The 12,879-nt window shown below is 69.7% G+C and carries 12 protein-coding genes; 5 read left to right on the top strand and 7 right to left on the bottom strand.

The window, feature by feature from the left end:
• The 4 genes from mrdA to RT282_RS14240 are packed head-to-tail and all read right to left on the bottom strand — an operon-like array spanning position 1 to position 4,500.
• A complete protein-coding gene (mrdA, locus tag RT282_RS14255; RefSeq protein WP_313315233.1) occupies positions 1 to 1,950 on the bottom strand; it encodes a penicillin-binding protein 2 in 1,950 nt (649 codons plus the stop codon).
• A 25-nt stretch (positions 1,951 to 1,975) separates the two neighbouring features.
• Positions 1,976 to 2,494 carry a rod shape-determining protein MreD gene (gene mreD, locus RT282_RS14250; RefSeq protein ID WP_313315229.1) on the bottom strand — a complete coding sequence of 173 codons (519 nt, stop codon included), beginning with the start codon at positions 2,492 to 2,494 and terminating at the stop codon, positions 1,976 to 1,978.
• Entirely contained in the window at positions 2,491 to 3,411 is a 921-nt protein-coding gene (mreC, locus tag RT282_RS14245; RefSeq protein ID WP_313315226.1) for a rod shape-determining protein MreC, read from the bottom strand. Before mreC ends, mreD begins: the two co-directional genes overlap by 4 nt.
• Before the next feature lie 45 nt (positions 3,412 to 3,456).
• The gene (locus RT282_RS14240; RefSeq protein ID WP_312305562.1) at positions 3,457 to 4,500 is read right to left on the bottom strand and encodes a rod shape-determining protein; all 1,044 of its coding nucleotides are present in this window, start codon (positions 4,498 to 4,500) and stop codon (positions 3,457 to 3,459) included.
• A 221-nt stretch (positions 4,501 to 4,721) separates the two neighbouring features.
• Between RT282_RS14240 and gatC the strand changes: the two genes are divergently transcribed.
• From gatC to gatB, 3 genes are read left to right on the top strand one after another with little or no spacing between them, the layout of a single operon-like run.
• On the top strand, positions 4,722 to 5,021 hold the full coding sequence (gene gatC, locus RT282_RS14235) for an Asp-tRNA(Asn)/Glu-tRNA(Gln) amidotransferase subunit GatC (protein ID WP_312305564.1): 300 nt from the start codon (positions 4,722 to 4,724) through the stop codon (positions 5,019 to 5,021).
• A 12-nt stretch (positions 5,022 to 5,033) separates the two neighbouring features.
• Positions 5,034 to 6,533, top strand: coding sequence for an Asp-tRNA(Asn)/Glu-tRNA(Gln) amidotransferase subunit GatA (gene gatA, locus RT282_RS14230; RefSeq protein ID WP_313315220.1), 1,500 nt, complete (start codon positions 5,034 to 5,036; stop codon positions 6,531 to 6,533).
• A gap of 31 nt (positions 6,534 to 6,564) precedes the next feature.
• Positions 6,565 to 8,010, top strand: a complete 1,446-nt coding sequence (gatB, locus tag RT282_RS14225) for an Asp-tRNA(Asn)/Glu-tRNA(Gln) amidotransferase subunit GatB (RefSeq protein ID WP_313315216.1) — start codon at positions 6,565 to 6,567, stop codon at positions 8,008 to 8,010.
• 119 nt (positions 8,011 to 8,129) lie between these two features.
• On the opposite strand, the gene RT282_RS14220 is transcribed toward gatB, so the two are convergent.
• Both RT282_RS14220 and pyrE read right to left on the bottom strand, forming a co-directional pair.
• Complete coding sequence (locus tag RT282_RS14220) at positions 8,130 to 8,840, bottom strand: DUF4124 domain-containing protein (RefSeq protein ID WP_409519493.1); 711 nt, start codon at positions 8,838 to 8,840, stop codon at positions 8,130 to 8,132.
• 54 nt (positions 8,841 to 8,894) lie between these two features.
• Positions 8,895 to 9,590, bottom strand: a complete 696-nt coding sequence (gene pyrE, locus RT282_RS14215; RefSeq protein WP_313315213.1) for an orotate phosphoribosyltransferase — start codon at positions 9,588 to 9,590, stop codon at positions 8,895 to 8,897.
• A 13-nt stretch (positions 9,591 to 9,603) separates the two neighbouring features.
• Here pyrE and RT282_RS14210 point away from each other — a divergent pair, with 13 nt between their 5' ends.
• Positions 9,604 to 10,407: an exodeoxyribonuclease III gene (locus tag RT282_RS14210; RefSeq protein WP_312756469.1), complete on the top strand. Its 804-nt coding sequence runs from the start codon at positions 9,604 to 9,606 to the stop codon at positions 10,405 to 10,407.
• Position 10,408: 1 nt separating this feature from the next.
• A complete protein-coding gene (locus tag RT282_RS14205; RefSeq protein WP_313315210.1) occupies positions 10,409 to 11,047 on the top strand; it encodes an MBL fold metallo-hydrolase in 639 nt (212 codons plus the stop codon).
• Positions 11,048 to 11,112: 65 nt separating this feature from the next.
• Here the strand turns inward: RT282_RS14205 and RT282_RS14200 are convergent, their stop codons facing one another.
• Positions 11,113 to 12,876, bottom strand: coding sequence for a kelch repeat-containing protein (locus tag RT282_RS14200; RefSeq protein WP_313315209.1), 1,764 nt, complete (start codon positions 12,874 to 12,876; stop codon positions 11,113 to 11,115).
• Positions 12,877 to 12,879 lie beyond the last annotated feature (3 nt).

Genomic DNA, 12,879 nt, shown 5'->3' with positions numbered 1-12,879 from the left:
TCACGGCGTGACCGCCAGGGGCAGCGGCACGTCCGCCGCGCGCCGCGGCGTGCCGGCGGGCGGGCCGCCCCCACCCTTGGCGACGGCGGCGATGTCCTCCTCGCTCGGGTACTGCCCGGCCAGCCAGTAGTCGAACACGCGCCGCACGATGGGCGCGGCGGCGGCGGCGCCGAAGCCGGCGTTCTCCACGATGATGGCCACGGCCACCTGCGGGTCCTCCACGGGCGCGAAGGCGGCGAACAGCGAATGGTCGCGCTGGTGCTCGGCCAGCAGCTTGGCGTTGTAGCGGGTGTTCTGCGCCCAGCCCACGGCCTGCGCCGTGCCGGTCTTGCCGGCCGAGGTGTACGGTGCGCCGGCGAACACGCGCCGGCCAGTGCCGCTCTCGTTCACGGCCTTCAGGGCGTTGCGGATGATCTCGACGTTGCGCGGTTTGTAGCCCAGGTTCTCACCCGGCGGCTGCTCGACCTCGGTGATGGCGCCCGTGACCTGGTCCTTCACCGCCTTGATCAGGTGCGGCCGGTGGCGCGTGCCGCCATTGGCCAGCGTGGCCTCGGCCACGGCCAGCTGCAGCATGGTGAAGTTGTTGTAGCCCTGGCCGATGCCCAGCGACACGGTCTCGCCCGAGTACCAGCGCTTGGCCTCGGGGCGCTTGTAGGCGTTTCTCTTCCACTCCTGGCTGGGCAGCACGCCGCGCACCTCGCCGCCTAGGTCGATGCCGGTGATCTGGCCGAAGCCCAGCGGCTTCATGAAGTCGTGGATGCTGTCCACGCCCATTTCCACGGCCAGCGAATAGAAGTAGGTGTTGCTGGAGAACTGGATGGCGCGGTGCATGTCCACGCCGCCCAGGCCGCCCTCGTGGCTGCGGAAGGTGCGCCCGCCGTAGTTGAAGTAGCCCGGGTCGCTGAAGACCTGGGCGGCCTGGCGCTTGCCCAGCTCCAGCGCCGCCAGCGCCATGAAGGGCTTGTAGGTCGAGCCGGGCGGGTACGTGCCGCGCAGCGCGCGGTTGAGCAGCGGCTTGTTGATGGATTCGTTCAGCGCCTGCCAGTTTTCCTGGTCGATGCCCTCCACGAACAGGTTGGGATCGAACGTGGGCTTGGAGACCAGCGCCAGCACCTCGCCGTTCCTCGGGTCCAGCGCCACCAGCGCGCCGCGGCGCTCGCCGAACAGGTCCTCGACCATCTTTTGCAGGCGGATGTCCAGCGACAGCATGACGGTGTTGCCCGGTGTGGCGGGGTGGCTCTCCAGCCGACGCACGGCGTGGCCGCCGGCGGAGGTCTCCAGCAGCTCCACGCCAGTCTGCCCATGCAGCGTAGACTCGAAGCTCTGCTCCACCCCCAGCTTGCCGATGTAGTCCGTGCCGCGGTAGTTGGCGGCGTCGCCCGCGTCCTCGATGCGCTCCTTTTCGCGCTGGTTGATGCGCCCGATGTAGCCGATGGCGTGGCTGGCCACCTCGCCAAACGGGTAGGTGCGAAACAGCCGCGCCTTGATCTCCACACCGGGAAAGCGCCAGCGCTGGGCGGCAAAGCGCGCCACCTCCTCGTCGGACAGGCGCGTGCGGATGGGCAGCGACTCGAAGTTGCGCGACTCGTCCATCAGCCGCTTGAAACGGCGCCGGTCGCGCGGCTGGATGTCCACGATCTCGGCCAGCTGGTCGATGGTGGCCTCCAGGTCCATGGCGCGCGACGGCGTGATCTCCAGCGTGTAGGCGGAGTAGTTGGTGGCCAGCACCACGCCGTTGCGGTCCATGATCAGGCCGCGGTTGGGCACGATGGGCACCACCGCCGTGCGGTTGCTCTCGGCCTGCTCGGCCAGGCCCTCGTGGCGCACCACCTGCAGCACGTACAGGCGCGCGGCGATCAGGCCAAAGCACAGCAGCACCACCAGGGCCACCACCACCACGCGCAGGCGAAAGCGCCCCGCGTCGGCCTGGGCGTTGCGCAGTTCCGTCATGGCATCGTCACCGTCACAGCCAGGCTCACAGCGGTCGGCTCTTGTCCTGGTCGGGCGGACGGCGCTGCGGCGCCAGCAGGATCCAGCTGGCCAGCGGCCACAGGAGTGTCTCCAGCAGCGGTGCCAGCAGCACCGGCCAGCCCGGAGGCAGGCCGCCGCCGGCCATGCGCAGCGCCACCTCCAGCACGTGTGCGGCCAGGAACAGCGGCGCCAGTTGCATCGCCTGCGGCAGCGAGCCGAACCACAGTACCCGGCGCGCTGCCGCCTGCGCGCCGAACACGGCCAGCGTGTAGACCAGCGCGTGCTGGCCCAGCAGGGCCGACTGGTACACGTCCAGCACCAGGCCCAGGGCGAAGGCCACGCCCATGCCCACGCGCGTGGGCTGGTGCATGGCCCAGAACACCAGCAGCAGCAGCACCCAGTCGGGCGTCCAGGCCACGCGCCCCAGCGGCAGCATGTCCAGCACCAGCGCCACCACCAGGCTGAAGGCGATGAAGGTGGGCCGCACCGGCAGCAGCAGCGGCTGGCCGCGGGGCATGATCATTTGCGGCCTCCGCGCTTCTTGGTGGCGGCGGCATCAGGTTCGGGCCGCGCCGGCAGCTCGGCCTTGACCGGCTGCAGCAGCATCACGTGCCGCGCGCCCTGCACCTGGGCCAGCGGCTCGCAGTAGATGCGCGCGAAGGTGGAGTCGGCACGCCGCTCCACCCGCACCACGCGCGCCACCGGCAGGCCCGGCGGATACACGCCGTCGATGCCGCTGGTGGTGAGCAGGTCACCCTCCTGCACGTCGGCATTGCCGGGCGTGAAGCGCAGCTCCACCCCGCCGCCGTGCGCGGCCAGGGGGTCGCCGTAGGTCACGCTGCGCGCGCCGGTGCGCACGTTCAGCACGGGGATGGTCTGCTCGCGGTCAATGAGCAGCGTGACCTCGCTGAGCATGGGGTACACGCGTGTGACCTGGCCGAGCACGCCGTAAGCGTCCATCACGGGCGAGCCCGGCTCCACGCCGGCCAGCTGGCCCTGATCGACGATGACGCGGCGGGTGTAGGGGTCGGCCGTGTCGTAGAGCACCTGCGCCGCATGCGCCGGGGTGGTCAGGCGCTCGCGCAGCGCCAGCAGCTCGCGCAACTGGGTGTTCTCGCGCAGCAGCTGCTCGGTCTGGCCGGCGCGCAGGGCCATCTCGGCCATGCTCCGCTGCGCCTCGTCCAGGCTGCGCTGCGTGGTCTGCAGCGACTGCAGGTAGCCGGCGCCGCTGGTCGCCAGCTGCACCGGTTGCTGCGCCACCCACTGCAGCGGGTACAGCAGCGTGGCCACGGCGGTGCGCAGCGGTTCGGTCACGCGAAAGCGCGCGTCCGCCACCATCAGGAACAGCGCCAGCGCGCCGTACAGCAGCAGCCGCGCGCGCGGCGACGGGCCGTGGCGGAAGAACGACGGCGCGCTGCGCTCAAGTGTGCCGGGGGGCATGCGTCAAACGGGGCAAGGCGTGCATGCGGGCGCCCGTGGGGCGGGTCAGTCGCTGGTGAAGATGCTTCCCTGGCGCTCCATGCGCTCCAGGGCCATGCCGCAGCCGCGCACCACGCAGGTCAGCGGCTCCTCGGCCACGTGCACGGGCAGGCCGGTTTCCTCGGAAAGCAGGCGGTCCAGGTCACGCAGCAGCGCGCCGCCGCCGGTCAGCATCATGCCGCGCTCGGCAATGTCGGCGCCGAGTTCGGGCGGGGTCTGCTCCAGCGCGTTCTTCACGGCCGAGACGATCTGGTTCAGCGGCTCGGTCAGGGCTTCGAGCACCTCGTTGGAGGAGATGGTGAAGCTGCGCGGCACACCCTCGGAGAGGTTGCGGCCCTTGACCTCCATCTCCTTGACCTCGGAGCCGGGGAAGGCCGAGCCGATGTGCTTCTTGATCAGCTCCGCCGTGGGCTCGCCAATGAGCATGCCGTAGTTGCGGCGGATGTAGTTGATGATGGACTCGTCGAACTTGTCGCCGCCCACGCGCACGCTGCCCTTGTAGACCATGCCGCCTAGGCTGATCACGCCGACCTCGGTGGTGCCGCCGCCGATGTCCACCACCATGGAGCCCGAGGCCTCGGACACCGGCAGGCCGGCGCCGATGCCGGCGGCCATGGGTTCTTCGATCAGGTAGACGGCGGTGGCGCCGGCCGCCTCGGCCGCGTCCTTGATGGCGCGGCGCTCGACCTGGGTGGAGCCGCAGGGCACGCAGATGATGATGCGCGGGCTGGGGGTCAGCACCGAGCGCGGGTGCACCATCTTGATGAACTGCTTGATCATCTGCTCGGTGATCACGAAGTCGGCGATCACGCCGTCCTTCATCGGGCGGATGGCCTCGATGTTGCCGGGCACCTTGCCCAGCATGGCCTTGGCCTCGGATCCCACGGCCTGGATGACCTTCTTGCCGTGCGGGCCACCCTCGTGGCGGATGGCGACGACCGAGGGCTCGTCCAGCACGATGCCCTTGTCGCGGGCGAAGATCAGGGTGTTGGCGGTGCCAAGGTCGATGGCCAGGTCGGTGGAGAAGTACCGACGCAATGATCCGAACATGCGGGAATCCTCATGCGGCACGGCATGCGCGTCGGCCTGCCGTCGCCGTAAGTTCTTAAGGGGGTCTGTGGAGGGCGGCGCTTTTTTCGCACAGTCTGGCTGCTGGGCAGGACTGGGCGTTGCGGCAAAGGCGGGATAATAACGCATCCCCTGTGAATAACTCTCTCCGGCAGGACCCTGGATTGTCATCGTTACATCCGGTTTCCGGGCCCCATCCCGCTATGGCACTGACTCCCCAGGACATCGGCCGCATCGCCCATCTGGCAAGGCTGGAACTCGATCCCGCCGAGGGTGAGCGCATGCTCACCACCATCAACGACTTCTTCGCCATCGTCGAGAAGATGCAGGCTGTGGATACCACCGGCGTGGCTCCCCTGTCGCACCCGTTGGCCGCCGTGCAACCCGTGGCCCTGCGCCTGCAGGATGACGTGGCCAGCGAGCCCAACCGGCGCGAGGACTATCAGGCGGGCGCTCCGGCCGTGGAGCGCGGCCTGTTCCTGGTGCCCCGGGTGATCGAATAAAAGGAGCGCCGCATGAGCAGCAGTAACAACACCGAACTGCACGACCTCGGCGTGGCCGGCCTGGCCGCGCGCCTGCAGGCCCGCCAGGTCAGCGCCGTGGAGGCAGCCCGGCATTTCGTGCAGCGCGCGCGCCAGCAACAGGCGCTGGGCGCCTTCCTGGCGCTGGACGAGGACGTGGCGCTGGCCCAGGCCCGCGCTCAGGACGAGGCCCTGGCCGCCGGTCGTGCCGGCCCGCTGGCGGGCGTACCCATCGCGCACAAGGACGTGTTCGTCACGCGGGACTTTCCCAGCACCGCCTCCAGCCGCATGCTGGCCGGCTACCGCTCGCCGTTTGACGCCACCATCGTCGCCAACCTGGCCGCGGCCGGCTGCGTCAGCCTGGGCAAGCTCAGCTGTGACGAGTTCGCCATGGGCGGCAGCAACGAGAACGTGGCCGTCCCCGCCGTGGGCCTGAGCGAACCCCAGCCGGTGCGCAACCCCTGGGACACGGCGCGCGTGCCCGGCGGCTCCTCGGGCGGCAGCGCGACCGCCGTGGCCGCGGGCCTGGTGCCCGGCGCCACCGCCAGCGACACCGGCGGTTCCATCCGCCAGCCGGCCGCGTTCTGCGGCACCACCGGCATCAAGCCCACCTATGGCCGCGCCAGCCGCTACGGCATGATCGCCTTCGCCTCCAGCCTGGACCAGGCCGGCGTGGTGGCCCGCAGCGCCGAGGACTGCGCCCTGCTGCTGAGCCAGCTGTGCGGCCCGGATGTGCTGCGCGACTCCACCAGCCTGGACATGCCGCCCGAGGATTTCAGCCGCCAGCTGGACGGCCGCATCGAAGGCCTGCGCATCGGCGTGCCGCGCGAGTTCTTCGGCGAAGGCCTGCAGGATGACGTGCGCACCGCCGTGCAGGCGGCACTCCGGGAGTACGAGAAGCTGGGCGCCAAGCTGGTGGACATCTCCCTGCCGCGCACCGACCTGGCCGTGCCCGTCTACTACATCCTCAGTCCGGCCGAGGCCAGCTCCAACCTGTCGCGCTTCGACGGCGTGCGCTACGGCCACCGCGCCGCGCAGTACACCGACCTGATGGACATGTACAAGAAGTCGCGCTCCGAGGCTTTCGGCGAGGAGGTCAAGCGACGCATCATGATCGGCACCTACGTCCTGTCCGAGGGCTACTACGACGCGTATTACCTGCAGGCCCAGCGCCTGCGCCGCATGATTGCCGACGACCTGCAGCAGGCCTTCACCCAGTGCGACGTGATCGCCGGCCCGGTGGCGCCCAGCGTGGCCTGGACCATCGGCGGCAAGAGCGACCCGCTGGCCACCTACCTCGCCGACATCTACACCCTGCCCGCGTCGCTGGCCGGCCTGCCGGCCATGAGCGTGCCGGCCGGCTTTGGCGAAGGCGGCATGCCCGTGGGCCTGCAGCTGATCGGCAACCACTTCGGCGAGGCGCGCCTGCTCAACCTGGCGCACCGCCTGCAGCAGGCCACCGACTTCCACCAGCGCCGCCCGGCCCTTGCCTGACGCTGCCCCGACCCCAGACGCTTCACCCGCCATGTCCGCACCACTCATCCAGGGCTACGAGGTCGTGATCGGCTTCGAGACCCACGCCCAGCTGGCCACTGCCAGCAAGATCTTCAGCCGCGCCAGCACCGCCTTCGGTGCCGAGCCCAACACTCAGGCCAGCGCCGTGGACCTGGCCCTGCCCGGCACGCTGCCGGTGATGAACAAAAAGGCCGTGGAGTGCGCCATCCGCCTGGGCCTGGCGCTGGGTTCGCACATCGCACCCGAGAGCATCTTCGCGCGCAAGAATTATTTCTACCCCGACCTGCCCAAGGGCTACCAGATCAGCCAGTTCGAGATTCCCGTGGTGCAGGGCGGCGAGGTGTCCTTCCTGCTGGGCCAGGAGAAGAAAACCGTGCGCCTGGTGCGCGCCCACCTGGAGGAAGATGCCGGCAAGTCGCTGCACGAGGACTTCATCGGCATGAGCGGCATCGACCTGAACCGCGCCGGCACGGCCCTGCTGGAGATCGTGACCGAGCCGGACATGCGCTCCACCGAGGAGGCCGTGGCCTATGCCCGCGAGCTGCACAAGCTGGTGACCTGGATCGGCATCTGCGACGGCAACATGCAGGAAGGGTCGTTCCGCTGCGACGCCAACGTCTCGGTGCGCAAGCCCGGGGCACCTCTGGGCACACGCCGCGAGATCAAGAACCTGAACTCGTTCCGCTACATGCAGCAGGCCATCGACTACGAGATCCGCTGGCAGATCGAGCAGATCGAGGACGGCCACGCCATCCAGCAGGCGACGGTGCTGTTCGACCCCGACACCGGCGAGACCCGCGCCATGCGCACCAAGGAGGACGCGGCCGACTACCGCTACTTCCCCGACCCGGACCTGCCCCCGCTGGTGGTGCAGCCCGAGTGGATCGAGCAGGTGCGCGCCAGCATGCCCGAGCTGCCGCGCGCCATGGCCGCGCGCTTCGTGCAGCAGCACGGCCTGCCCGAGTACGACGCCACCACGCTCACGCAAAGCCAGGCGATGGCCGCCTACTTCGAAGAGGCGGCACGGGGCAGCGGCCAGCCCAAGCTGGCCAGCAACTGGGTCATGGGCGAGATCTCGCGCCGGCTCAATGCCGAGGAGATCGGCATCGAGCAGGCCAAGGTCAGCAGCGCCCAGCTGGCCGCGCTGATCGCGCGCATCCACGACGGCACCATCAGCAACAACGCCGCGCGCCAGGTCTTCGATGCCTTGTGGGCCGGTGAAGGCCAGGAGGTGGACGCGCTGATCGAGGCCAAGGGCCTCAAGCAGATGAACGACACGGGCGCGCTGGAGGCCATCGTCGACGAGGTCATCGCCGCCAACCCGGGCAACGTGGAGCAGTACCGCGCCGGCAAGGACAAGGCCTTCAACGCCCTGGTCGGCCAGGTCATGAAGGCCTCCAAGGGCAAGGCCAACCCGCAACAGGTCAACGCCCTGCTCAAAAGCCGGCTGGATTGAGAAATTTGAGTCAAAATCGGCTCAAAACCTTATCCAGCAAGCGCCAGCAGCTATTAAAAACATAGCGAACGGACACGAAAAAGCAGCCCGCGGCTGCTTTTTTCATGGGCGCGGCGGGCTTACCGGACGCTGCTCGCCCCCGGCGGCTGGGCCCACTGCTCGGCAGCGGCGCGCTGCGCGGCCCACAGCTGGCGCAGCTGTGCCAGCTCGGCGTCGAAGCGCTGGTCGATGCGGCGCTTTTCCTGCTCCTGGGTGGCGATGAAGCGCTGCTGCTCGCTCACCTCCTCGTCGTTCTCGGCGAACTGGCGCTGCAGCTTCGGCGGCGCCTTGGCCAGGTCGCCCTGGTAGAACTGCAGCTCCACGCCCAGCTGCTTGCGCCGCACGCTCAGCTCGCCGATGCGCTTGTGCGCCACCGCGATGACCTCGTCCACCAGCTCCAGGGCGCGCACACGCTCGACCTGGTGCGCCGCCTCGTCCGGGTAGCGCGCCAGCAGCACGCGCTCGCGCCGGCGCTCCTCGGCGATGCGGATGCGCTCCTGCGCCGCCTTCTTGCGCTGCTCCTCCAGCGCCGCGCGCTCGTGCTCGGTCAGGGTGGGGCCGACGCGGCGGCGCTCGGTGCCGGTGAGGTCCAGCACGCGCTGCTCGCGGTCGATGCACTCGGCAATGGGGCGGTCGGCCGTCAGGCGCCGGCCATTTTTGTCGATGCAGGTGTACACCTCCTGCGGGCCCTTGCGCTCCTGCGCGCCGGTCGGTGCGGCCGCCAGCAGCAACAGGCCGGCGGTGGCCAGGGCATGCCCGAATCCCTGAAATCGTCGTGCGCTGTGCTTCAACAATCCTGCTCCCGCTGCTGTGGCCCGCACGGGCCGGTCGTTACGTCATTGCCATCAGTCGACCACGCCGTAGCGCTGGCGATAGGCCAGCACGCGCGCGTGGTGCTCGCGCATCTGCGCGTCGGCGCCGCTGGCCGATAGATATTGCAATAAGTCTGCCAGCTTGGCGATAGTGCACACCTGCAGCCCCAGGGTGCCGCGCACGTACTGCACGGCGCTGTGCGGCACGTCCTGCCCGCCTTCGGTGGCCATCTCCTGCCGGTCCAGGGCGATGGCCATGGCGTGCGGCGTGGCGCCGGCGGCGCGGATCAGGGCGATGGACTCGCGCGCCGCCGTGCCGGCACTCATCACGTCGTCGATGATGAGCACCCGTCCGGCCAGGGGCGCGCCCACCAGCGTGCCGCCCTCGCCGTGGTCCTTGGCCTCCTTGCGGTTGTAGGCAAACGGCACGTTGCGGCCCAGCCGCGCCAGCTCCACGGCCACCGTGGCGGCCAGGGGGATGCCCTTGTAGGCGGGGCCGAAGACCATGTCGAACCCGATGCCGCTGGCCAGCAGGGCCTGTGCATAGAATTGCGCCAGCCGGCCCAGCTTGGCACCGTCGTCGAACAGTCCGGCGTTGAAGAAATAGGGGCTCATGCGCCCCGCCTTGGTCTTGAATTCGCCAAAGCGCAGCACGCCGGCCTCGACCGCAAAGCGCACGAAATCCTGTGCCAGCTGCGCCTGCCCTTCTCCCTGACTCGCGTTCACCATGGATGCCTCTTCCTTGTTCAAAATCACCAGCCTCAATCTCAACGGCATCCGCTCGGCCACGTCCAAAGGGGTGGAGGCCTGGATCGCCCGGCAGGCGCCGGATTGTATTTGCGTGCAGGAACTCAAGGCCCAGGCGCCGGACATGGCCGGCCGCTTCGAGGAGCTGGCCGGGCTGAAAGGGCATTTTCACTTCGCCGCCAAGAAGGGCTACTCGGGCGTGGGCATCTACACCCGGCACGAGCCCAGCGACGTGCGCGTGGGCTACGGCTGCAACGAGTTCGATCCCGAGGGCCGCTACGTGGAACTGCGCTTTGACACGCCCGCGCGCCGCCTGTCCCTCATCAGCGCCTACTTTCCCAGCGGCTCCTCGGGCGAGGAGCGCCAGTTGGCCAAGTACCGCTTCCTGGCCAACTTCCACCCCCACCTGATGAGCCTGAAGGCCGAGCGCGAGTTCATCCTGTGCGGCGACATCAACATCGCCCACAGCCAGGCCGACCTGAAGAACTGGCGCAGCAACCAGAAAAACAGCGGCTTCCTGCCCGAGGAGCGCGCCTGGATGACAAAGTTGTTGCACACGGAGGACGCCGGCGGCGGCCTGGTGGACGTGTACCGCCGGCTCAAGCCCGATACCACCGACGAGTGCTACACCTGGTGGAGCAACCGCGGCCAGGCCTACGCCAACAACGTGGGCTGGCGCCTGGACTACCACCTGGCCACGCCGGCCCTGGCCGCCCTGGCGCGCACCGAGCACATCTACAAGGCCGAGAAGTTCAGCGACCACGCGCCCATCACCATCGGCTACGACCTCACGCTCTGACATGCTGCATTACCAGACCATCCCCGTCACGCCCTTCCAGCAAAACTGCTCGCTCGTCTGGTGCGACCAGACCATGGACGCCGCCGTCATCGACCCCGGCGGAGACCTGGGCCGGCTGCTGGCCGCCGTGCAGGGCCTGGGCTTGCAGCTGAAAGCCATCTGGCTGACGCACGCCCACATCGACCACGCCGGCGGCGCGGGCGAATTGGCCGAGCGCTTGCAGCTGCCCATCGTTGGCCCGCACGAGGGCGATCAGTTCTGGATCGACGGCCTGCCGCAGCAAAGCGCCATGTTCGGATTTCCGCCGGCGCAGGCCTTCGTGCCCACGCGCTGGCTGCATGACGGCGATACGGTGAGCATCGGACAGGAGACCTTGACCGTGCGCCACTGCCCCGGCCACACGCCCGGCCACGTGGTGTTCCACGCGCCGCAGATCGAGCGCTGCTTCGTCGGCGACGTGCTGTTCGCCGGCAGCATCGGCCGCACTGACTTCCCGCAGGGCAACCACCAGCAGCTGATCGACAGCATCACCCAGCGCCTGTGGCCCATGGGCGACGCCACGGTGTTCATCCCCGGCCACGGACCGGAGAGCAGCTTCGGGCAGGAGCGGCGCAGCAATCCCTTCGTGGGTGGCACCTGATCCTGCGCTATTAGAAAAATAGCTGCCAGCGCTTGCTGCACAAGCGCTAGAGGCCAATTTGGCTGCTAAAACTGGGAGCGAGTGCTGGGCCTTGCCGCCCGCCGCGCCCTGGCGGCCAGCGCCGCAGCAGCCAGCGCCGTCAGCGCCACCGCGGCCGGAGACAGCCCCGGCACGGGCACAGGCCGGGGCACGGGGCCGGGCCCTGCCGCCGTCGGCGTGACCGGCGCGGAAACCTGCGACACCGGCCCCTCGCCGTTGGGATGCAGCGCCCGCACCGTGAACGTATACGGCGTGCCGTTCGTCAGCCCCGTGACCGTGCAGGTGGTGGCGGGCGCCACGGCCGTGCAGCCCGCGCCGCCGGGGCTGGCGGTGGCCGCATAGCCCTCCGGCGGGTTGCCGCCGGTGTAGGCGGGGGATGTCCAGCTCACGGTGACCTGGCCATTGCCCGCCGTACCGCCCGGCGTGCCTGCCGGATCGGTGAACCGGACCAACGCCGCCGCGGACGGAACGCCGTCGACCACCACCCGCGCCATGTAGAGCCCCGCCGGCAGGGCGCCCAGCGGCGGCGAGGTGAAACTGGCATCCGTATGGCTGGCCGGGCCCCAGAGGGTGATGGCGCCATTGCCCACGCGCTGCAAATGGAGCTGCGGCGTGCTGGCGCCCAGGGCGCCCGTGAACCCTGCGCCCGTCAGGGTTAGCGCCGCGCCGTGCCGCTGCAGCAGGGGCACGGCGTTCACCACTGGCGCAGGCCCCGCGGGGACGTCGGGCGTATAGCGCTCCACCGATGCGTAGAAGGTCGTGGCGGGTTGCTGGGCGAAGCCCCCCGTCAGCAGCACGTCGCCATCGGGCAGCAGGTGGGCCGAGCCGTTCTCCCGTCCCACGCCCATCGATCCGTCGATGGTCCACGTGCCCGTCGTGCGGTCATAGAGTTCCGCATCGGGCTGGGCAGCTCTCGCGGTATCGGAGCCGCCCACCATCAGCACCAGGCCGGACGGCAGCACCGTGGCATGGGCGAGCGGCGTGCCCATGGCGCCGTTGCGGGGAAAGTTCATCGGCCCTGTCGCGGTCCAGGTATTGGCCGCGGGATCGTAGAGTTCGGCATGCGTCGTGGCGCCCGGGCCCGTCCATCCTCCCGCGAGCAGCGCACGGCCGTCGGGCAGCAGGTTCAGGCTGGCGTAGTGGCGCGGCACCAGCGGGGGTGCCACGGCGCTCCACGTTCCCGGGGCCGGATCGTAGATTTCCGCCGCGGGCACCTCGCCCACAACGTTGTTGAACCCCGAGGCCACCAGCACCCGCCCATCGCGCAACAGCACAGCCGCATGTGCCCGGCGGGCATGGGCCATGCTGCCGGTCGCCGTCCACGTGCCGGTCTGCGGGTCGTACAGCTCGGCCGAAGCCAGGCTGGAGCCGCCCGCCACCAGCACCCGGCCGTCGGCCAGCAGCGTCATCGAGGGCAGGCTGCGCACGGCGGTCTGGGTGCCGCCGGGAAGCCAGGCGTTGGCCACGGGGTCGAACAAGTGCGCCTGCGCACTGCCGTCAGAGCGCACCAGCACCTGTCCGGTGCCCAGGGTGACCGCCTCGGTCACGTTGCCCGTCAAGCCACTGGCGGCGATCGGCGACCAGGCCGCGCCGCCGTAGCGTTCGCCACCGGTAACGAATCCGAGCCGATTGACCCCGCCAAAGACGGCCACCGAGCCATCGTCCAGCAGCACCCCGGCATGCTGCCCCCGCGGCATGGCCATCGGGACGTCGGCACTCCAGACACCGGCGACCCCGGGGGCCTGCCACAGCAGGGCCGCCAGGCCCAGGTAGGGGAAGATTTTGGACATGCT

The organism is Pulveribacter sp. (assembly GCF_032079985.1).
Lineage (GTDB): Bacteria > Pseudomonadota > Gammaproteobacteria > Burkholderiales > Burkholderiaceae_C > Melaminivora.
Note: the sequence above shows the minus strand (reverse complement) of the source record. Positions and strands in the feature narration are given on the sequence as shown.